The sequence below is a fragment of the Polaribacter sejongensis genome (genome assembly GCF_038024065.1).
Lineage (GTDB): Bacteria > Bacteroidota > Bacteroidia > Flavobacteriales > Flavobacteriaceae > Polaribacter > Polaribacter sejongensis.
Map to the genome: position 1 here is coordinate 919797 of NZ_CP150667.1, position 23465 is coordinate 943261.

25 protein-coding genes are annotated in these 23465 nt (G+C 31.2%); 19 read left to right on the forward strand and 6 right to left on the reverse strand.

The features are described from left to right. Positions 1–9: 9 nt before the first annotated feature. From WHD08_RS03610 to WHD08_RS03620, 3 genes are all read right to left on the reverse strand, one after another. Entirely contained in the window at positions 10–1080 is a 1071-nt protein-coding gene (locus WHD08_RS03610) for a LacI family DNA-binding transcriptional regulator (protein WP_208889193.1), read from the reverse strand. A 135-nt stretch (positions 1081–1215) separates the two neighbouring features. Continuing rightward, positions 1216–3237: a glycoside hydrolase family 97 protein gene (locus WHD08_RS03615; RefSeq protein ID WP_208889192.1), complete on the reverse strand. Its 2022-nt coding sequence runs from the start codon at positions 3235–3237 to the stop codon at positions 1216–1218. A 48-nt stretch (positions 3238–3285) separates the two neighbouring features. Then, on the reverse strand, positions 3286–4752 hold the full coding sequence (locus tag WHD08_RS03620; protein ID WP_208889191.1) for a carbohydrate porin: 1467 nt from the start codon (positions 4750–4752) through the stop codon (positions 3286–3288). Between the two features lie 268 nt (positions 4753–5020). Between WHD08_RS03620 and WHD08_RS03625 the strand changes: the two genes are divergently transcribed. From WHD08_RS03625 to WHD08_RS03690, 14 genes are all read left to right on the forward strand, one after another. Beyond that, complete coding sequence (locus WHD08_RS03625; protein WP_208889190.1) at positions 5021–5584, forward strand: TetR/AcrR family transcriptional regulator; 564 nt, start codon at positions 5021–5023, stop codon at positions 5582–5584. A gap of 77 nt (positions 5585–5661) precedes the next feature. Continuing rightward, a complete protein-coding gene (locus WHD08_RS03630; protein ID WP_208889189.1) occupies positions 5662–6219 on the forward strand; it encodes a carboxymuconolactone decarboxylase family protein in 558 nt (185 codons plus the stop codon). Between the two features lie 91 nt (positions 6220–6310). Beyond that, positions 6311–6625, forward strand: a complete 315-nt coding sequence (locus WHD08_RS03635) for an EthD family reductase (protein WP_208889188.1) — start codon at positions 6311–6313, stop codon at positions 6623–6625. A gap of 2 nt (positions 6626–6627) precedes the next feature. Then, on the forward strand, positions 6628–7323 hold the full coding sequence (locus WHD08_RS03640) for a haloacid dehalogenase type II (RefSeq protein ID WP_208889187.1): 696 nt from the start codon (positions 6628–6630) through the stop codon (positions 7321–7323). Positions 7324–7341: 18 nt separating this feature from the next. Continuing rightward, complete coding sequence (locus WHD08_RS03645) at positions 7342–8010, forward strand: hypothetical protein (RefSeq protein ID WP_208889186.1); 669 nt, start codon at positions 7342–7344, stop codon at positions 8008–8010. 89 nt (positions 8011–8099) lie between these two features. Further along, on the forward strand, positions 8100–8756 hold the full coding sequence (locus tag WHD08_RS03650; RefSeq protein ID WP_208889185.1) for a DsbA family oxidoreductase: 657 nt from the start codon (positions 8100–8102) through the stop codon (positions 8754–8756). A gap of 181 nt (positions 8757–8937) precedes the next feature. Beyond that, complete coding sequence (locus WHD08_RS03655; protein ID WP_208889184.1) at positions 8938–9603, forward strand: peroxiredoxin-like family protein; 666 nt, start codon at positions 8938–8940, stop codon at positions 9601–9603. A 128-nt stretch (positions 9604–9731) separates the two neighbouring features. Beyond that, the gene (locus WHD08_RS03660; RefSeq protein ID WP_208889183.1) at positions 9732–10565 is read left to right on the forward strand and encodes a DUF6503 family protein; all 834 of its coding nucleotides are present in this window, start codon (positions 9732–9734) and stop codon (positions 10563–10565) included. 222 nt (positions 10566–10787) lie between these two features. Beyond that, positions 10788–11228, forward strand: coding sequence for a thioredoxin family protein (locus WHD08_RS03665; RefSeq protein WP_208889182.1), 441 nt, complete (start codon positions 10788–10790; stop codon positions 11226–11228). Position 11229: 1 nt separating this feature from the next. Continuing rightward, positions 11230–12210: an FAD:protein FMN transferase gene (locus tag WHD08_RS03670; RefSeq protein WP_244183257.1), complete on the forward strand. Its 981-nt coding sequence runs from the start codon at positions 11230–11232 to the stop codon at positions 12208–12210. Beyond that, positions 12207–12419, forward strand: a complete 213-nt coding sequence (locus WHD08_RS03675; RefSeq protein WP_165733280.1) for a DUF4266 domain-containing protein — start codon at positions 12207–12209, stop codon at positions 12417–12419. Before WHD08_RS03670 ends, WHD08_RS03675 begins: the two co-directional genes overlap by 4 nt. Before the next feature lie 78 nt (positions 12420–12497). Continuing rightward, positions 12498–13823: a DUF3570 domain-containing protein gene (locus WHD08_RS03680; protein ID WP_244183256.1), complete on the forward strand. Its 1326-nt coding sequence runs from the start codon at positions 12498–12500 to the stop codon at positions 13821–13823. A gap of 131 nt (positions 13824–13954) precedes the next feature. After that, positions 13955–14788 (forward strand): helix-turn-helix domain-containing protein, encoded by an 834-nt coding sequence (locus WHD08_RS03685; RefSeq protein ID WP_208889181.1) that lies wholly within the window; start codon positions 13955–13957, stop codon positions 14786–14788. Between the two features lie 213 nt (positions 14789–15001). Next, positions 15002–16504, forward strand: coding sequence for an aldehyde dehydrogenase family protein (locus WHD08_RS03690; protein ID WP_208889180.1), 1503 nt, complete (start codon positions 15002–15004; stop codon positions 16502–16504). 147 nt (positions 16505–16651) lie between these two features. Here WHD08_RS03690 and WHD08_RS03695 read toward each other — a convergent pair whose 3' ends face one another. After that, positions 16652–17098: an FKBP-type peptidyl-prolyl cis-trans isomerase gene (locus WHD08_RS03695; protein WP_208889179.1), complete on the reverse strand. Its 447-nt coding sequence runs from the start codon at positions 17096–17098 to the stop codon at positions 16652–16654. A 1067-nt stretch (positions 17099–18165) separates the two neighbouring features. On the opposite strand from WHD08_RS03695, the gene WHD08_RS03700 reads away from it, so the two are divergent. Together WHD08_RS03700 and WHD08_RS03705 are read left to right on the forward strand one after the other, a co-directional pair. Beyond that, a complete protein-coding gene (locus tag WHD08_RS03700) occupies positions 18166–18570 on the forward strand; it encodes a hypothetical protein (protein ID WP_165733285.1) in 405 nt (134 codons plus the stop codon). Between the two features lie 147 nt (positions 18571–18717). After that, the gene (locus WHD08_RS03705) at positions 18718–18969 is read left to right on the forward strand and encodes a hypothetical protein (protein WP_208889178.1); all 252 of its coding nucleotides are present in this window, start codon (positions 18718–18720) and stop codon (positions 18967–18969) included. Between the two features lie 182 nt (positions 18970–19151). Here the strand turns inward: WHD08_RS03705 and yddG are convergent, their stop codons facing one another. Continuing rightward, positions 19152–20060 carry an aromatic amino acid DMT transporter YddG gene (gene yddG, locus WHD08_RS03710; RefSeq protein WP_208889177.1) on the reverse strand — a complete coding sequence of 303 codons (909 nt, stop codon included), beginning with the start codon at positions 20058–20060 and terminating at the stop codon, positions 19152–19154. Positions 20061–20361: 301 nt separating this feature from the next. On the opposite strand from yddG, the gene WHD08_RS03715 reads away from it, so the two are divergent. The 3 genes from WHD08_RS03715 (at position 20362) to WHD08_RS03725 (ending at position 22638) form a co-directional block, all read left to right on the forward strand. After that, on the forward strand, positions 20362–21549 hold the full coding sequence (locus WHD08_RS03715; protein ID WP_208889176.1) for a WG repeat-containing protein: 1188 nt from the start codon (positions 20362–20364) through the stop codon (positions 21547–21549). A gap of 168 nt (positions 21550–21717) precedes the next feature. Further along, complete coding sequence (locus tag WHD08_RS03720) at positions 21718–22062, forward strand: DUF3024 domain-containing protein (RefSeq protein WP_208889175.1); 345 nt, start codon at positions 21718–21720, stop codon at positions 22060–22062. Positions 22063–22221: 159 nt separating this feature from the next. Beyond that, complete coding sequence (locus WHD08_RS03725; RefSeq protein ID WP_208889174.1) at positions 22222–22638, forward strand: UPF0158 family protein; 417 nt, start codon at positions 22222–22224, stop codon at positions 22636–22638. 140 nt (positions 22639–22778) lie between these two features. On the opposite strand, the gene WHD08_RS03730 is transcribed toward WHD08_RS03725, so the two are convergent. Beyond that, entirely contained in the window at positions 22779–23465 is a 687-nt protein-coding gene (locus WHD08_RS03730) for a hypothetical protein (RefSeq protein WP_165733291.1), read from the reverse strand.

The window sequence follows — 23465 nt, forward strand, 5'->3', positions numbered from 1 at the left end:
AGCCAGATATTAACTATTCGGTAAAAGTGTTTGTATTTTTTGAAGTAAATCTTTAATTTCTTTTACAGCATTTAAATTTTCTTTTACAGGCATCGTACTTTGTCTCTCTATTAACTGAACAGGAATTACCATTTTAGAAATATTACTTTCATTTTTTAGCTGTATTAATATTTGCTTTACAGCTTGCTTCCCTATTTCTAAAAAATTTTGATGAACGGTTGTTAATGGCGGATTGTAATATGCACTATTTATAGTATCATCAAAACCAGTTACCGCTATTTGTGCTGGCACAGTATATTTTTGTTCTGCACAAGCCCTTAAAGCTCCCAATGCCATTTGATCATTCCCTACTAATAAAGTATCTATATTTTGTGGTCGCAAGAGTAGTTTTGCTGTTTCATAATACCCACTTTCAGCACTCCAATCTCCTGTTTCTATTGTCACAATTTCTGCATCCGAGGATTCTAGAATATCTAACCAAGCTTGTTTTCTTAAATTCGCAGCATGGGAATGAGCGGGTCCATTTAAAAGCGCAAACCTTTTTCTTCCTTGTTTCAACATTAACTCTGCAATTAACGCAGCGCCTTTGTAATGATCTGCAGCAACCTGACTCACATTTGCTTCAGGCGAAACATCAATAAATAGAAAAGGTAAATGCTTATGTTTTGCTACTAAGTTTTCCGCCAACTCTTTTTGCACAGGCAAATTCACAAACACAACGTCTACCTGTTGAGATTTCAACTCTCGTATGGCATTTTCTAAATTTTTCTCTTCAGAATTTGAAACAGCAATAGATATAGCATACCCAGCTTTTTCACTTTCTAAGCGAATTCCATTGACAATACTAGAAGCACCCTCCATGGTCATTTCTAATGTTATGACACCAAAAACCTTTGCTTTTTTACGTACTAAAAGCTGAGCTCCTTTATTTGGCACATACCCTAACTGATCAATTGCTTCCTGAACTTTTTTTAAGGTATTCGCATTCACTCCTTCTCCTCCATTAGTTACTCTAGAGACCGTTTGCGTAGAAACCCCTGCTAATTCTGCAACTTCTTTAAATGTTACCTTTTTATTCATAATCAAACCTTAATTACAACAAATATAATTGTTTAAAAATTACAATGTCTTATTCATAGAAAAATCTATACCTGTATGAAATTACAACAAGTATAGATTTTACAACTATCGGGGGATTAAAAAAAATTAAACTCATTAAATCTTCACTACAAAACCTCCTCCTGGAGCCATACGTACTGTAAACGTATCTTTTATATTTTCTGTTTTTTTCACAAAATCAACTCCATTCATATCTGCATTCGGCCCGTCCTTAAACACAGTAGCGGTTCCTGACTTTCCTGTAATTTCTTTTACATTGATCGTTATTTCACGAGCATCCCAGTTATTTAAACCACCAATATACCAGTCATTTCCTTTTCTACGAGCCGTAATAATGTACTCTCCTATTTTTCCATCAACAGTAATAGTTTCATCCCACGTAGTTGGAATAGAAGCAATAAACTCTGTACTAACCGGATTCTTTTCATAATTCGTTGGGGTATCACAAAGCATATTTAAAGGAGAAAAGAAAATTACATATTCTGCAAATTGATGCGTACGTGTTCCTTGACTCATCGGTTTTGAGAAGTTAGGAGCATATTGAGTTTCTACTTCATTTGTAATAGTATTTAAAGCCTTTACGGCATTATTCATAGCACCTTGCGTATAATCTACAGGTCCAGAAATCATTCTGATAAACGGAAACGTAACATCATAGGTAACTTGATCACATTCTTTTGGTTGCCATTTCATTTGCTCTAAACCATGCACTCCTTCAAAATTTAAAATATTTGGATAGGTACGTTGTAAACCTGCTGGTTTATAAGTACCATGAAGATCTACAATCAATTTATATTTTGCACACATTTGCGCAGAACGCTCGTTAAAATACACCAATTCTTGATCATCACCATTCATAAAATCGACCTTAAAACCTTTTACGCCCATTTCACTATAATGCTTACAAACCTCTTCCATATCTTTATCAAAGGCATAATAACCTGCCCAAAGAATAATATCTACATTTCGTTCTTTTGCATAATCAACCAGTTCTTTGATATCAATTTCAGGAACAACCTGCATTAAATCGTATACTTTATTAACCGACCAACCTTCATCTAAAATTACATATTCAATACCATTTTTTGAAGCAAAATCGATATAATATTTATACGTTCTATTATCAATACCTGCTTTAAAATCTACACCTTCTAAATTCCAGTTATTCCACCAATCCCAAGCAACTTTTCCTGGTTTAATCCAACTAGTATCTCCAATAGCATTTTTAGCAGCTAATTTGTAAGACATGGTTGTATTCGCCAACTCAACATCATTTCTTGTTACAATTGCCGCTCTCCAAGGAAAACTACGTGGTGCGTTTACTTTCGCTATAAAAGGATGTCTACTTTTTACAATTACTTGAAGATTATTATACCCTGCGTGTTCTTCTACATCATCTCTTAAAGGCGCAAAAAAAGCATTCATTGTATTTTTACCAATACTTGTGGTTAAGTACATTCCTGGATAATTTCTTAAATCACTTTCTGTAATGGTAATACGTTTTTGGTTTTTAGACTCGATGCTTAAAGGCAAAAACATCAACCTATTTTTATCTAAATCAGAAATTTTAGAACGTGTGTATTGATTTTCGAAAGATTGAAAAAGCTGATGCTCCATAGTTCCTGGAGAATACACATACGGTACTGTAGTCTCTACATCGTGTGCAAACTTATATTGCGCTTGCTCACTCACTACTTCATAATTTCCTTTTTTGGTTGAAGCAAAACGATACGCAACGCCATCATTATAAGCTCTAAACTCTAAACTCCAATGATCATTAAACGTTACAATAACATTATTGTATTCATCTCTTACCGTTTTAGATTTGTAAAAATGGGCATTAATTACATCATTCACTTTCGCTGTTTTAATATTTTTTATTTTAGAACCTAGTCCCCAGATAGTTCCATCAGACAAGGTCATAGAAAGATGAGAAGGCTCTAATACCTGCACTCCGTCTTGTGAAATAGTATAATAAATAGATTTACCTATACTTACTTCCGCCTGCGTTTTGCCATCAGGAGATTTTACGATTACTTTTTTATCTGCTGCAGACGTCGTTGTCGCTCCAAAAAGAATTAATAATACTGCTGCCATTAAAGAAAATGTATTTTTCATGATTATAAATTTTAAGTTAATTGTTGTTTATTTATTTTTTAAGTTGATTTACCACCAGATTTCAAATTGCAATCCATAGGTAAATCCGGAAGTATTATTCCCAAAAGGAGCCCCGTTAGGCGTATTACCAATCAGCCCTTTTAAATCATCGCTCCAAAAAGCGTAGGTAACAAACGGACGCAATACTGGGCGCGCGTAAAAACCTTTTTTTAACGAAAGCTCTGGCGTAAACGTTATTTTATCAAGATTACCAGAAACATTTAATTGTTCGTTTTTTATATACTCATGCGTCAATTCTAGATGTAATTTAAAATGATCACTCATATAATACATTCCTCTTGCACCAGCCGTTAACCAATACAGCATTTTGTCTCTCCCTTGCAAATAGGTTTTATTAGTAGGGTTAGCACTATTGTATTCATAAGGCTTTGTTCCGTAATCTCTCATTACAGCAGACAGAATACCATTTACAGCAAAAGTTTCTTTATCATCATATAAAAAGTTATTGTTGATTTCTAAAAAGTAAGAACTCGCAATATCATTTAAAACGATGTTATCATTTCCTGGATTTTCTTTTTCAGACATTCCAGACCAGTGGTGTATTGGTATTGAAGCCCCTTGTCTAAATATAAGTGCCGTTGTATATGTAATATATTTCTTTTCATAATCTAACCAAGAAATAACCGCAAAACCGTGTTTAGCATCATATTCCATGATTTCATTTTCTGCTCGATAACTATAATTTAAAGAGACATTCATTTTAAGAGTTTCACTAATTGGTAAATGCACATAACGCACATCTGCCGTATACGCTCTTAAGTCATCTTCTTCACCATTTATAAAAGAAACATCCTTTCCTTTCTCTTGAAAAGCCCAAATACCGAATTTAATATCTTCACCAGTTCCTTTCTGAATCAGTTTTTCCACACCAAATCCCCAACCTCTTTGTCCTGGATTTACCCATTGCCTATCTAACATATGCTCCGCTCTACGATCATAAAATCGTTTACCCGCCCAAATAACTTCTCCGTTTCCCAAAAAATTATTTGCACGCACATATAATTGTTCCGTTTTATTAAAACTCATTTGAGTATCCGTTCCAAAATCTTCATAAATAGAACTCATCCAAATAACATCTAAAGATTTCGATTTCTCTTCATCAAAATAATACGAATAATCAAACTCTAACTCTCCATAAGTATCCGCCTGATTTCCCAAACTATATTTATTTTGAGCACCTGGCATCTGAAAATGCGCTTGCGTTTCCCCACCTTCACTTCGCCCAACACCTGTCCTTAAATAACCAGAAGTTTTAAACTTATGATTTCCTTTTTCAAAAATTGTTTGTGCTTCTACGTTAAATGTTGTCGAAAACATAAATAACATAAAAACAGACAATAAAATTCTTTTATTTACCCGAAAAAGGAATGAATTAGATTGAGCAACACACACCAAAACGTTATTAAATAAAGTATAAATCTTCTTTTTTAAGTATTTTAAATTAATATATTTCATAACTGCTAGTTAATTGTTTTCGCAAACATACATATAATTGCATGATTTTCAATGTTTAGAATAAACTATTTACGAAAAAAAACTCCTAAATTATTTTCGTAACAATATTTAATTAAAACACAAACCTTTTAAAACACCGCTCGTCTCCTTATTTTATTGACTTCCCTATTTTTAACTTGTTAAAATCATCATAAAATTTAAAAGAAAACATTAAAATGTTTTTTTATTACTAACCGATTGTTTAGTTTTGCATCGTAGTTAGAATATAATGGCAAGAAAAAAAGAATATAACGAAGATGTAGTAGTTGAAAAAGCGATGAAGCTTTTTTGGCGCAATGGCTATCAAACCACTTCTATGCAAATGCTAGAGAAAGAGATGGGCATTAACAAGTTTTCTATCTATTCTAGTTTTGGTAATAAACACGGTCTTTTTCTAGAAAGTTTAAAATGCTATAAAGGACAGGTAAATGTGGTTTTAGATAAATTCAAAAATGCTTCCAACGGAGTTGATGACATTAAACAATTTTTCTACGACTCTGTAAGTTCTAACTTTAAAGACGACAACATAAAGGGATGTTTGGTAACAAATACCTATAATGAATTTTCAGAATCTGAAGATGCATTGATTAAAGAAGAAATGACTGCTTTTATGAATAACTTAAAAGAGTTAATTATAGAGAAGCTTAAATTGGACGGGTCAAAAGATTTAAAAACCATAGAAAAACAAGCCAATTTTTTACTGTTGGCAAAACATGGTTTAGCAGCAGCAGCAAGAGTAAATAGTAAAAAAGAAATTGAAGATTACATAGAAATGACCTTTATAAATATATAAACATTTTTTTTAACCAATAACTAAACGATAGTTTAGTTAAATTTAACATAAATAATAATAAATTAAAAATAGAAATTATGACAACATTAAAAATTCACAACATAGAAACAGCACCAGAAGCAAGTAAAGCATTGTTAGAAAAATCTCAAAAAGCGTACGGTATGATTCCTGGATTGCACGGTGTTTTAGCAAGCTCTCCACAGCTTTTAGATGCTTACCAAACATTACATGAATTATTTACAAATACTTCTTTTAATGAAGAAGAATTAACGGTAGTTTGGCAAGCAATTAACGTAGAGCATGCATGTCATTACTGTGTTCCTGCTCATACAGGGATTGCAAAAATGATGAAAGTAGACGATACAATTACAGAAGCTTTACGTAACGAAACTCCTTTAGCAAGTCCTAAATTAGAAGCTTTACGTACAATGGCATTAACTATTGTTAGAAACCGTGGTAATGCTACACAAGCTGATTTAGATACATTTTATGCAGCTGGTTACGGTGAGCAACAAGTCTTAGAAATTATTTTAGGTCTTTCTCAAAAAGTAATTAGTAACTATACAAATCACATTGCAAATACACCTGTAGATGCTGCTTTTAAATCTTTTGCTTGGAGCAAAGACAAAGCATAATTACAAAAAGATAATTGAGTACTATACTATAAACCTTCCGAATCATTCGGAAGGTTTATTCGGTATTAATAACTATATTTAAAATAAAATTATGATAAAAGTATCTGTAATGTATCCAAACTCTAAAGACGTACAGTTTGATGTAGAATATTATAAAAACAGTCATTTACCAATGATTTCTAAAGCACTTGGTAGTGCATTTAAAGGAATGGAACTAGATTTAGGAATTGGAAGTAGAGTTCCTGGAGAACCGGCTCCTTATGTAGCAATTGCACATTTATTGTTTGATGATGTTGCTTCTTTTCAAGAATCATTTGGTCCGCATGCAAAAGTATTTGCAGACGACATAAAAAATTATAGCAACGTACAAGGAGAGCTTCAAATTAGTGAATTGATAAATTTATAAAGATGAAAAATAACCGTAACATAAAACCGAAAGTACTTTTTTTTGATGTAAACGAAACTCTATTAGATCTTACCAAAATGAAAAAACAGGTAGGTGACGCTTTGGGAGGAAAAGACGAATTACTTCCCTTATGGTTTACAACGATGTTACAGTATTCTTTAGTCACATCCGCAAGCGGAGATTATAAACCTTTTGGACACATTGGTGCTGCAGCTTTGCAAATGGTGGCTGCTAATAATGGCATTACCATCGCAGAAGAAAATGCGAGAGCGGTAATTGGAAATGCAATGCAAAACCTACCTCCTCACCCAGAAGTAAAAGAAGCATTGCTTCAATTAAAACAAGCAGGTTACAAATTAGTCGCATTTACAAACTCATCCACCGAAGGTTTAAAAAATCAATTTGAGAATGCTGGTTTAACCGATTATTTTGATGAACAATTAAGTGTTGAAGAAACCGGTAAGTTTAAACCTTTTACAGAGACTTATCTTTGGGGAGCAACAAAAATGAATGTAAAACCAGCAGAATGCATGTTAATTGCAGCGCATGGTTGGGATGTATATGGAGCAATGAGTGCCGGTTTAAAAGCTGCTTTTGTAGCAAGACCTGGTCAGCAATTGTTTCCGTTGGCACCCAAACCAGAAATTGTAGAAACCGACTTAAAAAAAGTAGCAGATATTCTAGTAACTTATCAGTAAAAAGGTATTTAAGGTAACATGAAGATAAAAGAAGTCAACATAAAAAAGATAGCAGAACATTGCATAGAAAATGTATTTAGAACAAATACAAATTCACCTGGTTTTGTGTACCTTGACTTTGGAGAAAATAGAACTTCATCTGAACTTAGGGCTATTATGGTTGCGCTAAAAAATGAATTATCCGTTTTTACATTAAGGAGATTCAATAAAGAATTAAGTTATCATTGGTTGGTTCGTTTCGATCAACAAGTTAGCACTCCTTTTCACTTAGATAATGCAGAAGATCAATCTTTTTTAATGCTAGGTTACGAACCAAGTGCAATAGAAAGTGAATTGTATATAGCCGATTATTATAAGTATGCAAATGATCATAAGGAGGCTTCAGAAGAGTATCTTAAAAATTTTACGCCCGTATTTAAAGAAGATGAAGCTATACTTACACCCTATATTACCAAGCTAGCATCATTTGATAAACATACGTATAAGATTGTTTTAATTAATAATAGCAATCCAAAACAAGGAAGAGAAACCTTAGGTGTATTTCATAAAGCAAAAATTGTGAAACCCGATCTAAATAAAAGTAGAACAGTAAATTCAATGATTTTTAATATGTTATCAAAAGATAATAATATTGAAGACCAGAAAAAAGAACATGCTTTTTTAAATACTGATATTATAAGTAAATAGTAATTACTTTTTCGTCTTTTAAATAAAAGTCAAACTAGTAATTATAGCTTTAAATATTGAATTTAAATGAGCCTAAAAATAAACATAAAATGACACAAAAATTAAAAATAGACATCGTTTCTGATGTTGTTTGTCCATGGTGCACTATCGGATATAAACGTTTAGAAAAAGCAATAATAGAACTTGGTATTCAAGATAAAGTAGACATCGAATGGCAACCCTTTGAGTTGAACCCCAATATGCCTGCTGAAGGTCAGAATGTAAACGAACATATTACAGAAAAATATGGTTCTACAACCGAGCAACAAAACGAATCGAAGCAAATGATGACAGAAGCTGGTGCAGAATTAGGTTTTAAATTCGATTATTTTGATGAAATGCGCATGGTAAACACCTTTGATGCACATGTTTTATTAGAATACGCTAAGATTTTTAACAAACAAACCGAATTAAAAATGCGTTTAACAGCATCCTTTTTTGGTGAGCGCAAAGACGTTTCTAAAAGAGATGTTTTAAAACAAGCTTTATTAGAGGTTGGTTTAAATGCAGAAGAAGGACTTGCAAAATTAGATATTGAATCTGCAAGAAGCGAAGTAAGAGCAAAGCAAGATTATTGGAAAAATTTAGGAGTTAATTCTGTACCAACTATAGTTTTTAATAGAAAAAGTGCGGTAACAGGTGCACAACCTGTAGACACTTTTAAACAAGTACTTACAGAGTTAATGAAAGAACAAAGTAGTTTATAAAATTAGCTATTGTCAGTTCGAGTGCAGTCGAGAACTATTTAATTACTAGAATAGGTTTCGACTGAAGCTTGTCTTGCGCAGAGTAGAAAGACTCAACAAGATATATTGCTTCTATATGAATAAATTAATCGATGCAATTAAGTATAATTAATTAGTCAAAATAATTTTTAAAAATATACCAATGGAATTAAAAAATAATAAAGGAGAATTAGATGCATTATTAGCAGCAAAACGTAAAGAAGGTGCAGCTAAATTCACCAAAGAAAAGAATAAAATTTATGCAGACGGAATTACAAGTGTCGCAGATTCTGGCATACTTGAAAAAGCTTTAAATGTAGGAGATAAAGCTCCTGATTTTAACTTAAAAAATGCTTTAGACGAATCTGTATCTTTATACGATGAATTAAAAAACGGACCGGTAGTTTTAACATGGTACAGAGGTGGCTGGTGTCCGTATTGTAATATCACGTTACATTATTTACAAGAAAAATTACCAGAATTTCAACAAGCAGGTGCAACACTTATGGCTTTAACTCCTGAGTTGCCAGATAATTCTTTAAGCACATCCGAAAAAAACAATTTAGAATTTAATGTTTTAAGTGATGTTGGTAATACCATCGGTAAAGAATATGGTGTTGTTTTTAAACTAACTGATGAAGTTGCCGAAATTTATGAAGCAGGTTTTGGCTTAAGTGATGTAAATGGAGATAAAAATAACGAGTTGCCTTTAGCAGCTACCTACGTTGTTGATACCAACGGTGTAATTCAGTATGCTTTTTTAGATGCCGATTATAGAGAAAGAGCAGAATCGTCTGATATATTAGATGCATTAAGCAAATTAAAATAAGACAAAAAGTCTTATTTTTTTTTATCTGTGAAAAGCTATTTATTTTCAAAATCTTAACAAAACTGTAGTACCGTTTACAATAGTATTTTATTAATTTTGAGGTTTATCAATAACCAAATAAAACATTTATGCACGCAACCAAAATCATCTTAATTGCCTTTAGTTTCTTATTCTTTTCTTGTGGAAATAAAAAAACAAATTCCGAAGTAAAAACAGAAACAAATACAGAAAAAGAAACTCCAATTACCTTTAAAAACAAAGGACACAAATTGGTTTACAACACCGTACAAAAAACTGGGAATTACCAAATACTTGCAGCTAAAAAAGATGTGGTCTACACCTACTCTTACCAAACTCCAGATGGAAAAACAGATATTTCTACAGAAAAATATATTTTTGACGGAGAACTATCTTACGGAGCTTACACAAAGCATGAAAGAACGTTAACAGACTTAAAAGGTAAAGTAGAACAAGGCTATGATGGAAATGAATATTGGTTAAAAAATAATGGAGAAATCATAACTGATTCGGCAGCATTAAAAAAAGTTGCGTTTAACAGACCTACTAATTTTTACTGGTTCTGTATGATTCAAAAATTATTAGATCCTAGTGTACAATATCAATATATAAACGAGCAAACAATTGAAGGAACAGTTTATGATGTTGTTAAAATTACCTTTGATGGTAGCAATAACAAGCCAAAAGATATTTACCAAGTATACATCAATAAAGAAACTAAAATGATAGATCAGTTTCTATTTACTGTAATGGATTTCGAAAAATCAGATCCTCTTTTAATGCAACTGAAATATGAAAATATAGAAGGTATTTTAATCCCTACACAACGTAAATACAAAGCGTCTAATTGGGATGCAGAAGTTACAGATGCTCCTTGGATTCAAGTAAACTGGACCAATATTAAATTTAATAACGGCTTACAAAAAGAGATGTTTAAAAAATAATTAGAAGCACCATTCTAATAACTTTATATCTATTTATTTAGCCCTTTCAGGTTTCAGAAACCTGAAGGGGCTTTTCTTTTAAACAATCCTAAGAAAAAAAGAAAACCCTTTACATTTAATAGAATAAACACACCTTTTATACAACAAAAAATACGATTCATTCGTTGTAAGGTTGTCTACTAATTGTTGACAATATACCAAAGTAAATAAAGAAATAACAACATGAAAAAACACATAGTCCTTGTAGCCTTTTTTCTTATAAGCATAAGTACCACAATTGCACAAGAATGGCAAACAGATTTTACAGTAGCTAAAGAAATTGCTACAAAAGAAAGTAAACCGATCATATTGGTTTTTCAAGGTTCAGATTGGTGTGCACCTTGTATTAAATTAGATCACCAAATTTGGAGCACCCCTGCTTTTAAACAATATGCAAAAGACAATTACGTAATGCTGCAAGCAGATTTTCCGAAGCGAAAGAAAAATGCCTTATCAGATGCTCAGACCGCTGCAAATGCCAAATTAGCAGAGACCTATAACAAAAACGGAATTTTTCCTTTTGTGGTTGTACTCAATTCCAATGGCAAAGTCCTTGTAGAAACAGGTTATCAAAAAATTACACCAGAAGATTATATCAAGGAATTGAACTCTTTTACCAACTAAAGTGAAAACACTACTTACCTCCTTTTTAGTACTATTATCTATCGTATGTGCTGCACAAACACCTTATAAACGAGTACTCAAATTAATGGGAAGTCGTTTTGAAATTACGGTTGTAGCCAACAATGAAATTCAGGGAGATGCATACATTGATTTGGTGGTTGCCGAAATTACAAGAATTGAAAAACTTATTTCTTCTTGGGATGCGCATTCACAAACTTTCGAAATCAATAAAAATGCAGGGATAAAACCTGTAAAAGTAGCTCCTGAACTTTTTAATTTGATTGAAAGAGCTATCCGAATATCTAAACTTACCGATGGTGCTTTTGATATTAGCTATGCATCCATGGATAAAATATGGAAATTCGATGGCAGCATGAAAGGAATGCCTTCAGAAGAAACAATAAAAGCTTCTGTAACAAAAGTGGGGATTCAAAACATTGTTTTAGACAAAGTACATAGTACTGTTTTTTTAAAATTGAAAGGAATGAAAATTGGTTTTGGTGCCATTGGTAAAGGATATGCGGCAGATAAAGCAAAAGCGCTCCTTATTTCTAAAGGTGCAATTTCTGGTATTATCAACGCCTCTGGCGATATGAATACTTGGGGAAAACAACCTAATGGAACAGATTGGAAAGTAGCTATTACAAACCCTATGAATAAGAATAAAGTATTTGCTGTATTCCCTCTTAATAATAGCGCAGTGGTTACTTCTGGAAATTATGAAAAATACGTAAATTTTAATGGCAAACGATACACACATATTATAGATCCAAGAACAGGATATCCTTCTACCGGAATTATAAGTGTTACCGTTTTTGCGCCTAAAGCAGAATTGGCAGATGCGCTGTCAACCTCTGTTTTTGTAATGGGGAAACAGGTAGGTTTAGATAGAATTAATCAATTACCCAAAATAGAATGCATCATTATTGATGATACCGGAAAAATTACAACATCAAAGAATATAGAAATAGATAAATTATGATTAAAAAATGTATATGCGCTGCATTGATAACAATTAGTTTTAGTAGTTGTGTGGTGCTTAAAGAATACGAGAAAGTAAATATAAACGACCCAGATATGGTGCTTTCTGATAAAAAAGCAGACCGTAATGTTGCCACAGCACAAGCATACAGAGAAGCTGCTGTTGGTGCCAATGGAGGAAAAACTGGCGGAGGTTGTGGCTGTAATTAAAGCAAACCTTTTATAGAAATAAAGTAAAAGTTATCCCGCTGAAAAGCGGATTTTAATAATAAATTATTCTCAAATAAATTGAAAAATATAATCCTATTTATATGTGTATTTGCTTTTGTAAAAGTGAATGCACAAACAAAACAAGATGCACCCAAAGTCTATAAAAAACGAGTACTAGAAACTACCGAAGTAGATTTCTTAACAAGTTACTACTCTCAAGATGGTGATAACGCTGCTGTAAGTGGTGGTAGTGGCTCGGAATCGTTAACCGATGTAACCGGAACTTTTGTGGTTTCTATGCCTTTAAACGATGACGATATACTAACTATTGATGCCGGAATTTCTGCATATACATCTGCATCATCTAGTAATATTAATCCTTTTGATGGTGATCACGCAGATCCTTTTCAGGCTTCTTCTGGTGCTTCTAGCAGTGATCTTTGGTTTAATTTAACGGGGAGTTATACACATAGTTCAGACGATAGAAATGACATTTGGTCTACCAAACTAGCCATTTCTTCAGAATATGATTATTTCTCTGTAGGCGTTGGCGGAAGCTATACCAAACTTTTCAATCAGAAAAACACAGAAATAAGCGTGCATGGTAATGTATATATCGATTCTTGGAAATTATTGTATCCGGTAGAATTAAGAAGTGCAAATGTAGAAGACGGAGAAGACCGTGAAGATGAAGATGATTTCAATTTAGACAAGGCTACCATTACTGGTAATGCCAATTACACGCCTTCTTTTGTTCCTTTAGATGGTACCGCTAGAAACTCGTATTCTGTAGGTTTTGGATTTTCTCAAATACTGCATAAAAATGTACAAGGTTCTTTGGCTTTAGATTTTGTAAAACAAGATGGTTTGCTTTCCACTCCTTTTCAAAGAGTTTATTTTAGTGATGTAGCAGATTCTTTTGTAGAGAATTTTCAGCTTGCTGATGATATAGAACGTTTGCCAGATTCTAGATTTAAAGTAGCTGTTGGTGGTCGTTTAAATTGGTATTTAAATGAAATTGTAACGCTTAGAACTTTTTACCGATACTATTACGATGATTGGGGAATTTCTTCTAACACGGCAAGCATAGAAATACCTGTAAAAATTACAGATAAATTCACTTTATATCCTTCTTATCGCTATTACAATCAATCGGAAGCAGATTATTTTAAACCTAGTCAAACGGCACTTTCTACAGATGAATATTATACGTCTGATTATGATCTCTCTAAATTTACTGCCAATCAATTTGGTTTTGGAGTTTCTTACACCAATATTTTTGCAAAAGCACACATTCGTAATTTTGGTTTAAAAAGTATCGATTTAAAGTTTTATCAGTATGATAGAGATACTTCGTTTAGCTCTAGTATAATTACCGCAGGATTTAAGTTTGTGATGGATTAAATACCATCCATTTATTTAGAAAACTAAAGGTTCATTTTGATTAGAAAACAATCAAAAATATTTTTCTATGCCCCTTTTTTTGTTTAAAAATACTAATTTTACAATCTTTCACCCGCAAAAACAAAGACTGAATGGCAATTGAAAACATCCCAGAGATATACATAGATAATACTAAAGAGAGTTTAGATTTATTTGTTTATGATTTTAAAATGACTAGTGACGTTGTTAAAAGCAAGGTTAATTTAGGGATGAATATGTTTAGTTTTTTACAAGTTGGTAAAAAGCAAGTGCATTTTGCAGATACTGCTATTGCTGTAAATAAAGAACAGTCTTTATTATTAAAAAAAGGAAATTGGCTTTGGACAGAATTACTAGACACAGAAGCTATTTATTACTGCAAACTTTTCTTTTTTTCTGAAAAAAAACTCACCGATTTTTTAAGCAAATACACCAACAATGTAAAACCATATAAAGAAGAATCTGCTTATTTTGTGATAGAAAACGACGATTACATAGCTTCCTTTATCAGCTCTTTATCTTCTAAAACATTTGACAAAAACAGCTATAGCACTGCCCTACTCTCTCTAAAGTTTGATGAAATAATGCTGTATTTATTAGACAAATATGATACTAAATTCGAGTATTATTTACATTCTTTAATCTCTAAAGAAATATCTCCTTTTAAAAAGACCATAGAAAGCAATGTAAATTCTAATTTAAAAATAGAAGAAATTGCCTTTTTGTGTAACATGAGCTTATCAACTTTTAAACGTCATTTTACAGCCGCTTATAACGAACCTCCAGGAAAATGGTTTCAAGACAAACGTCTTCAAAAAGCAAAAACACTTTTACAAGAAGGCATCTTAACACCTTCGGATATTTACCTAGATATTGGTTATAACAACCTGTCTAACTTTAGTATAGCTTTTAAAAACAAGTTCGGAATAAGTCCAACGGATGTTTAAAATTAATTAAAATAAACATAAATAATTGATTTTAAGTTAATTAATTAAATTTCAACTTATTTACCTCACCCAAAACACAACATTGAACCTTTTTCATAAGCTATTGAACCAAATCAATAAATAAAACCTTTAGATACCAACATACATTTGCACCATGCTTACAAACAAGAGATTTTGTAAGAAATTATTAAACATAAATAAAAATATATAATTATGGCAAATGTAACAAAACCTGTATTTAAAGAAAAGTACGGGAACTTTATTGGCGGTAAATTTGTAGCACCCGTTAAAGGTCAATATTTCGAAAACAGATCTCCAGTAGACGGAAAAGTATTTACACAAGCAGCACGTTCTACACAAGAAGACATCGACCTTGCTTTAGATGCTGCTCACGAAGCTTTCCCAGCATGGAGCAACTCTTCTGCAACAGAACGTAGTAATGCGTTGTTAAAAATTGCTCAGGTTATGGAAGATAACTTAGAGTATTTAGCAACCTTAGAAACCATTGATAACGGTAAACCAATTCGTGAAGCTCGTGCAGCAGATATTCCTTACTGTATAGATCATTTTCGCTATTTCGCAGGTGTAATTCGTGCAGATGAAGGAAGTATTTCTGAACACGATAAAGACACCGTAAGTATCGTTTTACACGAAGCTGTTGGTGTTGTTGGGGAAATTATCCCTTGGAACTTTCCGATGTTAATGTTAGCATGGAAAATTGCGCCAGCTTTAGCGGCAGGTTGTACAGCGGTTGTTAAACCAGCAGAACAAACTCCAACGAGTGTTATCGCATTAATGGAATTAATTGGAGATATTTTACCAGCAGGTGTCTTAAATATTGTGACTGGTTTTGGTAATGAAGCAGGTGCAGCTTTAGCAAGCTCTAAACGAATTGCAAAATTATCTTTTACAGGTTCTACAGCAACAGGTCGTAAAGTTTTACACAATGCAGCAGAAAACATTATTCCTGTAACGATGGAATTAGGCGGTAAATCTCCAAATATTTTCTTCCCGTCCGTAGCAGCTCAAGACGATGAGTTCTTTAGCAAAGCTATAGAAGGTGCATTAATGTTCGCTTTAAACCAAGGTGAAATTTGTACATCTCCGTCTCGTATTTTAGTACACGAAGATATTGCAGATCGTTTTGTAGAAAAAATGCAAGAGCGTTTAAAACTAGTAAAACCAGGAAACCCATTAGATCCAGAAACCATGATTGGTTCTCAGGTATCTAAAGCACAATACGAAAAAATACTGAATTATATTAAAATTGGTATTGAAGAAGGTGCTGCTGTTTTAGCGGGTGGTGAAGCTGGTAATTATGATGGTGAATTAGCCGAAGGTTACTACGTACAACCAACGGTTTTAAAAGGTGATAATAAAATGAGAGTGTTTCAAGAAGAAATTTTTGGACCTGTTGTAGCCTTAACAACCTTTAAAACTACAGAAGAAGCTATTGCTATTGCAAACGACACTCCTTACGGATTAGGTGCCGGTGTTTGGTCTAGAGATGCACATGAATTATACCAAGTACCACGTGCTATACAAGCAGGTAGAGTTTGGGTAAACCAATACAACACCTACCCTGCACACGCACCTTTTGGTGGTGTTAAAGAATCTGGTTTCGGACGTGAAAACCACAAAATGGCTTTAGATCATTACCGTGTTGTAAAAAACATGTTAATCTCTTACGACAAGAAACCAATGGGCTTCTTTTAAATAAGAAACAACATTCAAATTTTAAATAAAACCTCAGATTCGTCTGGGGTTTTTTCATTTTTTCTTTTAATAGACTATTCTTTTATATACAAAAACAGCCTTTGTTAAATGAACAAAGGCTGTTTTAAAATATTGAAAAAAATTACATTATGCTGTAATTTCAGTTTCTTTAATTTCTACAACTTCAAGATCAAAAACAAGATCTCTACCTGCTAAAGGATGGTTACCATCTATAACAACGCTTGCATCTTTTACCTCTACAATCATTAAATTCATTTCTTGTCCTTCTGGAGACTTAGAAACCAATCCCATACCAACTTTTGGCTCCATATCTTGTGGAAGATTAGCTCTATCAATTTCTTGAATCAATTGATCGTTTACCTCACCATACGCTTCTTCTTTAGCGATAGTAATGGTTTTCTTTTCATTCACTTTCATGTCAATTAAACCTTGCTCAAAACCAGGAATTAACTGTCCTTGTCCTAAAACAAATTCTATTGGCTCTTTTCCTTCAGACGTATCAAAAACTTGTCCATCAGATAATTTACCTGTATAATGTACTTTTACTGTGTTATTCGCTTTTACTTGACTCATACTATAATTAATTTGAAAAAACAGCCGTTGCATAATTCTTACACAAAAACTATTTTAATTTAAACTTACAAACCATTCGATGCCATAACCAAGCCAAAACCCGACATTTTAATGCCATTTTTTTTAATTCCCGACATTTAAAAATAAAAAATAAAGCGCTATCTCTCTTATAGTAGCAATCGACAAGCTTTCTGTTTTTTTAATAAATAAAAAAGCTGTGTATTATTGCAACCGCAACTTTGTCAGTTTACGTTTGAAATTAAGACTATTTTATGACAGTTTTGTTGTTTTGTAGCCTCCTCCTAAAGTCGGATGATAAATGTAGGGTGTTTTAAGGTTCATAATTAACACTCTGATTGTCTTTTCGACTAACGGGAGAAATCTCATTAAGTTGCTCAGGTTTATGTTTTCACTGTTATGGGATTTCTCTTAAAATCGAAATGACAAAACTGAGGTGTTTTTAGATTGATGATTACCATTCTGCTTATCTTTTCGAACAAAGGGAGAAATCTCATAAAGTTACTTTGGTTTATGGTGTCACTGTTATGCGATTTCTCTTAAAATCGAAATATCAAAACTGAGTTTTTTTTTAGATTGATAAGTACCACTCTGCTTGTCTTTTCGACCAGAGGGAGAAATCTCATTAAATTGCTCTGGTTTATGTTTTCACTGCTATGTGATTTCTCTTAAAATCGGATAACAAATTAGTAAGTTTATTTTACATTTTATGCAATACCTCACGCACTGCTTGTCATTTCGACCAAAGGGAGAAATCTCATAAAGTTGCTCAGGTTCATGCTTTCACTCTTATGCGATTTCTCTTAAAATCGAAATGACAAAACTGAGGCCTTTTTAAGGTTGATAATTAACAAATTACTGTTAATAAATTAATCTCTATAAACCTCATATAAATTGTACTTTTATCCTGAAAAATTCTTCCCTCATTTGCTATGAAAGAATTTCAAACAAAAGACTTAAATAATTGAGCATATTCTCCTAATAAAGGATGATATGAGGAATTAAGATAAATATATAAACAAGTTGGCAAACATTAAAAACTGAAAAGATTGAAAGACAAATTATTGAAATTTCTTACTAATTATAGTTTAATAATTGGAGGAGTATTTATGATTCTGATTAGTTTAATAGTTTTAAGAAACGGATATCTTGACAAAAAAATAACAGAAAGGAATAAAACTGTATTGATAAAAGTTATTGACTGTTCTGATTCTGGAAATAATAATTACTTTTTAAAATTTGAATTTAAAGGTAAAACATTCGTAAAAAGAACTAAAGGATTATACTGTAATGAAATCTCTGGAAAAAATGAAACTGAATTATTAAGTAATGAAGATAATGATAGATTTATATTTTTAGATGAATATAAAACTGACAATGATTTCTTTTTTGGTTCAATTTTAGGTTTATTTGGATTATTTGTTATTTACAAAGGGAATAAGAAAAAGAATTGAGAAAATTAGTTTTGAACGTAAAACTGAAAAAGTAATATTTGTAAAAAAAAGAAGAAAAAAAACAGGAATATTCACAAATACATAACTGAAAGATGGGCACTTTTTCTGTTTTCAGGAATTGTATTGTACTTTTTATTTGGAATAATTTTGAGAGGAAACTTAAAGAATTATCTTTTAAATAATAATTCTGAAATAACTAAAGCAATTATCGTTAATGAAGAAAATTATTGGGGGAACAGTCCTGTTTCAAAAAAATTCTCATACTCTTACGAATTCACTGTTGAAGGAAAAATATATAGAGAAGATTCGAGAAATGAAAAATTGAAAATTGGAGATAGTATTTTAATTGAATATTTAAATTCATATCCAAAATTCAGTAGAATAATGAATGAAAAATAAATATATGGAAAGTAACGATTTGCCAACACCGTATAAACTTTATTGCTGGTTTTAGCTCACTTGGGAAATTCCTTCGGAATTTCGCCGTTCGTACTTTATTTACTAAATTCACCGCTTAAACAACGCAACAAAGCTTAAACAACAACCTTAGCAGAAATACCAAACCGAGTAATGTCTAAGATTTAATTTCTGCTTTTAAGTTTAAGATTCTTAGTAGATAACCAACACAAAATAGAACCTACACAAACAAGTATTGCACCTTGCCAAAATGATAAACCTAAAGGTGTTGACAATATCATAGAAGAAACTGCTGAAGAAAAAACAGGAATAAAATAAGAAGCTCCAGTTAAAATTGTAACATTTCCTTTCATAATACCAACATTCCAAGCAGCATAACCAAATCCCATACAAATAGCTGCCAAAATCAAATAAATTATTGATTCTAAGTTGAAATTAAAATTAGAAATTTGATTTCCAAACAAAAAGAATTTTACCCAAAGCACAATTGCAACAAGCATAAAGAATAAAGTAATACCATTTATTCCTTTTGCTAATTTTATCGTTACAACACAATAAGCTGACCAGAGAATTACACCTACAAATGCTAAAGTATAACTCAATGGATTACTTTTGATATTTAAAATCATTTGAGAAATATCTATTCCTTCATCACCACCCAAAACCCACATTATTCCAACCATAGAACATAAGATTCCAGGAATAATTAACCAATTAGCCTTTTTTGTATGAAAAACTACTGTTGCAACCATTGTAAAACTTGGCCATAAATAGTTTACCATTCCAATTTCAATTGCTTGTTTTGAATTTTGGGAATAACCAATCGATAATGCAAGACAAATTTCATAAGCAACAATTAAAAATCCACCTAAAATCAAATACTTCTTAGAAAATTTCTTTAGTGGTACCCAACCTACACTAAAAATCAAAAAAAGAAATGCAACTGTATAAATTAACGCAGAACCACCAATTGCACCAAATGAATTACTAACCTCTTTAATTAATGCGACAATAGCACTCCACAAAATTATCGCTGAGAAACCAATTAATGTCCCTTTAGTAATTTGATTCATAAATAAAATCTTGAAAAATTATGAATGCAATTATAGTAAAAAATAGGTACTTCTGCTAACAAAGTACTGTGGTAAAAAAAAAGTAAAAACTCATTAATTTTTCACTAAAACAATTCTATAATTATTATCATAAGTTAATCCTAAAAACCTTATTTAATTTGTACTTTTATCTTGAAAAATTCTTCACTCATTTGCTATGAAAGAATTTCAAACTAAAAACCAAAATAATTAAGCGAGCTCTCCAATATTGTGGAATATGATGAATATATTTAAAATATAAACACGTCAAAAAAAAACAAAAATGAAAACAAGAACTATAACAATTACTTTATTATTATTCATCAATTTTATTTATTCACAAAAAGAAGTTATAGCAAATGACTTTGGAAAAAACTTTGATGGAATATCTTTTGGAATATTAAAAAATGATGGATTTGCATTGGTTGATACTCTTGGAAATGTTACGGCTGATAAAATAACATTTAAAAAACACGATAAAAATTTAAACACTTTCACCTTTTATAAAGGTGTTACTTATGATTTCGACAACAATAAAAACTTATATCGATTAATTGATTTCAATAAAAATCCAATTTCCGAATATAAATTTAAAGAAATACAACCATTCATTACTGATAATACTTGGGCAATTACTAAAGATGATAAAGAAGTCTTTATTGACTTACAAGGAAACGTAATATGTAATTACAACAAAAAGGAAATAAACAAACAATTAGGTATTACTGAATTATCTTCAAGCATGAAAATTTTTAAAGCTCTGAGTAATAAAAAAGTTGAAGTGTTTTATGATGGTTTAAAACAAATTACGAATCTAAAAACTAAAAAAATAGGCTTCATAAATAAATCTAATAAAATTGTAATTTCACCCTATTATGACAAATCTTCAAACTTTTCAAATGGTTTAGTCGCGGTTTGTAAATTATCAGGAAACAGTTACTTATGGGGATTTATTGATTCAAAAAATAATAAAATAATTCCTTTTAAGTATACAAAAAAGCCTGGTGATTTCTATTCTAATCGAGCTATTGTAGTGAATAAAAAAGGAAAAAAAGGATACATTGACAATAATGGTGAATTAATTATTCCTGCAAAATATGATGTAGTAACTGATTTTTATAAAGGTTATGCTTTAGTTAAAGACAGTTATTATTCTTCAGAAATTAATTTAATTGACATAAATGGTAAAATTATCAATTCATTTGATAAAGAAATTGAAGTAAAAGCTACTAAATCAAATTTAATTTCTCTAGTTAATGAACAAAAAACAATTGCAATTTTAAGGACTAATAGAAAAACAGTAATTATAAATTCTAAAAAGGAAATTTTAAGTAAACCATTTGCCAAAATAATAAACTTAATAAACGGAAAAGCTTTTGCTATAAACTATGATTCTAAAGGAATTAGTGAAAAAGGGTTAATAAACACAAAAGGGGAGTTTATAGTTAAAATTATAGAATCGGAATTCTAAAAATTACTTTACCTGGCACCATGAATTAAAAATGGATGAATTAACGTTTAACTAAAAGCAGTTGCTCTTTTTTTTACAAACAACAATTTTCCATCTGAAAATAGCCGTTTACAAAAACCGGAAATTTCATTTCACAACAATGTTAAAAATAAAAAACCATCACCAAAAATGCCAACAAAAATCATAGACATTAACAAATCTACTATAAAAAGTTACGTAGAATACTTAAGACCAGAAGATTTAGAAATTAGAAAACAAATAGATATTGGCTATACTTATGACGGTAAATCGGTCATTCTGTTTCAAATAAGACCACAATGGAACAACCCTGAACAGAAATTACAAATTGATTTCGCTAAAATTACGCGTATAAAGTCTAAAAAAATATGGAAACTCTATTGGATGCGTTCCAACGAAAAATGGACGCTCTATGAACCATTTTCAGAAGCTACACATTTAAGTGAAATTATTGCAATTATTAAAAAAGATGAACACGGTTGCTTTTTCGGGTAATAGAAATCTGTTTTTAATTGCATAAATTTGAATTTTAAATAAGTAATATATATGGTGAAGCCTTTTGACTACGATCAATACAATATTCAGTCTAAACCTATATGAAAGCCAATTTTTAAACGATAAAAAAATAAGAAGTTATTTATCTACCGATGAGCAATGGAGACAACAAAACAACACATAATTAAAAAAATTGCACAAGATTTAGATTGTGGTAGTGAATGCTATTATAATTTTAAAACAAATGAAATTATAGCAATTCCAGATTTCTCACAAGTATTTGATGAAGATGTATTTAAAGAGGCTTTTGGTGAACCTTTAGAAAGGGTTGAGCAACAAAAAGCAGATTTCATAAAAATTGAACCTTTAGAAAGTTCCGAATCCTTTAAAATAATGGAACGTTTTGTAGCACAATTAACTGACCAAAATTTCAAATTAAAATTGCAAGCTGTTTTACAAAGAAAAAAAACATTTCAGAATTTTAAACATCAAATAGAACAATCTAATTTTAGACAAGAGTGGTTTGATTTTAAACAACTCGAACTAGAGAAAATAGTCGCAAAAAAATTACACTAAAACTAATGAACTCTAAAGGATTTATAGCAACTTTAGGATAATAGATTCCTTTTTAATTCCTTATAAAATAAAGTTTATAAAAAAAATAAGCGAAATGCACTTTAGTACATTTCGCCTTAAATAAATTTTTATTTACAAAGTTATTCTACCAATACAAAGTTGCCCTGATTAACAAAATAAATAGAGCTATCTATACTTGTCCCTATAATTTGGGCTACATTATTACCAGCGGATACGGTAACAGGTAAAAGCTTACTTGTAACTTCTGTGAATGTTGTATTATAAACAACATCGTTTATCGTATACGCTATTTTTGTAGGTTCTAAACTTCCTTTCCCTACTTTTTCAGTTTCAATTTTAACTCCATAATTCAAATTTAAATCTAAACACTCTCCTTCTAAAATTTCTGAACCATCAGCATAAACAAAACTTATTTTTGAAGCTGTAATTTCAGAACTGCAATACTCGACATCAATACTTATGGAGTTACCACTTTCTACCAATTGTGCTACATTAGTTCCGTTTATAAAATTTAATGGAATTATCTTGGTTCCTAATTCAGTAAACGTAACACTATAAACAACTCCATTTATTGTATATTCAATTATTTCTTTAGATCTAAATTCTCCATTATTAGACAAAAGCGTTATTTGAAGTGCGTACGTGCTATTTGAATCTAAGCACTCCTCTTTAACAAGTGTAGTACCATCACTATTCACAAATAAAATTTCAGGATCTAAAAGTTGAAAATCATCTTCTTTTGAACAACCTAAAACTAGTATTAACAATACGGTTAAGACTAATATATTATATCTTTTAATTTTCAT

Coding starts and splice junctions, on each gene's coding strand:
- WHD08_RS03715 (WP_208889176.1), top strand. CDS start 20,362: ATGAAAACAAGAACTATAACAATTACTTTATTATTATTCATCAATTTT.
- WHD08_RS03630 (WP_208889189.1), top strand. CDS start 5,662: ATGACAACATTAAAAATTCACAACATAGAAACAGCACCAGAAGCAAGT.
- WHD08_RS03660 (WP_208889183.1), top strand. CDS start 9,732: ATGCACGCAACCAAAATCATCTTAATTGCCTTTAGTTTCTTATTCTTT.
- WHD08_RS03645 (WP_208889186.1), top strand. CDS start 7,342: ATGAAGATAAAAGAAGTCAACATAAAAAAGATAGCAGAACATTGCATA.
- WHD08_RS03610 (WP_208889193.1), bottom strand. CDS start 1,080: ATGAATAAAAAGGTAACATTTAAAGAAGTTGCAGAATTAGCAGGGGTT.
- yddG (WP_208889177.1), bottom strand. CDS start 20,060: ATGAATCAAATTACTAAAGGGACATTAATTGGTTTCTCAGCGATAATT.
- WHD08_RS03650 (WP_208889185.1), top strand. CDS start 8,100: ATGACACAAAAATTAAAAATAGACATCGTTTCTGATGTTGTTTGTCCA.
- WHD08_RS03665 (WP_208889182.1), top strand. CDS start 10,788: ATGAAAAAACACATAGTCCTTGTAGCCTTTTTTCTTATAAGCATAAGT.
- WHD08_RS03730 (WP_165733291.1), bottom strand. CDS start 23,465: ATGAAAATTAAAAGATATAATATATTAGTCTTAACCGTATTGTTAATA.
- WHD08_RS03620 (WP_208889191.1), bottom strand. CDS start 4,752: ATGAAATATATTAATTTAAAATACTTAAAAAAGAAGATTTATACTTTA.
- WHD08_RS03725 (WP_208889174.1), top strand. CDS start 22,222: ATGGAGACAACAAAACAACACATAATTAAAAAAATTGCACAAGATTTA.
- WHD08_RS03720 (WP_208889175.1), top strand. CDS start 21,718: ATGCCAACAAAAATCATAGACATTAACAAATCTACTATAAAAAGTTAC.
- WHD08_RS03685 (WP_208889181.1), top strand. CDS start 13,955: ATGGCAATTGAAAACATCCCAGAGATATACATAGATAATACTAAAGAG.
- WHD08_RS03640 (WP_208889187.1), top strand. CDS start 6,628: ATGAAAAATAACCGTAACATAAAACCGAAAGTACTTTTTTTTGATGTA.
- WHD08_RS03695 (WP_208889179.1), bottom strand. CDS start 17,098: ATGAGTCAAGTAAAAGCGAATAACACAGTAAAAGTACATTATACAGGT.
- WHD08_RS03675 (WP_165733280.1), top strand. CDS start 12,207: ATGATTAAAAAATGTATATGCGCTGCATTGATAACAATTAGTTTTAGT.
- WHD08_RS03690 (WP_208889180.1), top strand. CDS start 15,002: ATGGCAAATGTAACAAAACCTGTATTTAAAGAAAAGTACGGGAACTTT.
- WHD08_RS03635 (WP_208889188.1), top strand. CDS start 6,311: ATGATAAAAGTATCTGTAATGTATCCAAACTCTAAAGACGTACAGTTT.
- WHD08_RS03625 (WP_208889190.1), top strand. CDS start 5,021: ATGGCAAGAAAAAAAGAATATAACGAAGATGTAGTAGTTGAAAAAGCG.
- WHD08_RS03655 (WP_208889184.1), top strand. CDS start 8,938: ATGGAATTAAAAAATAATAAAGGAGAATTAGATGCATTATTAGCAGCA.
- WHD08_RS03615 (WP_208889192.1), bottom strand. CDS start 3,237: ATGAAAAATACATTTTCTTTAATGGCAGCAGTATTATTAATTCTTTTT.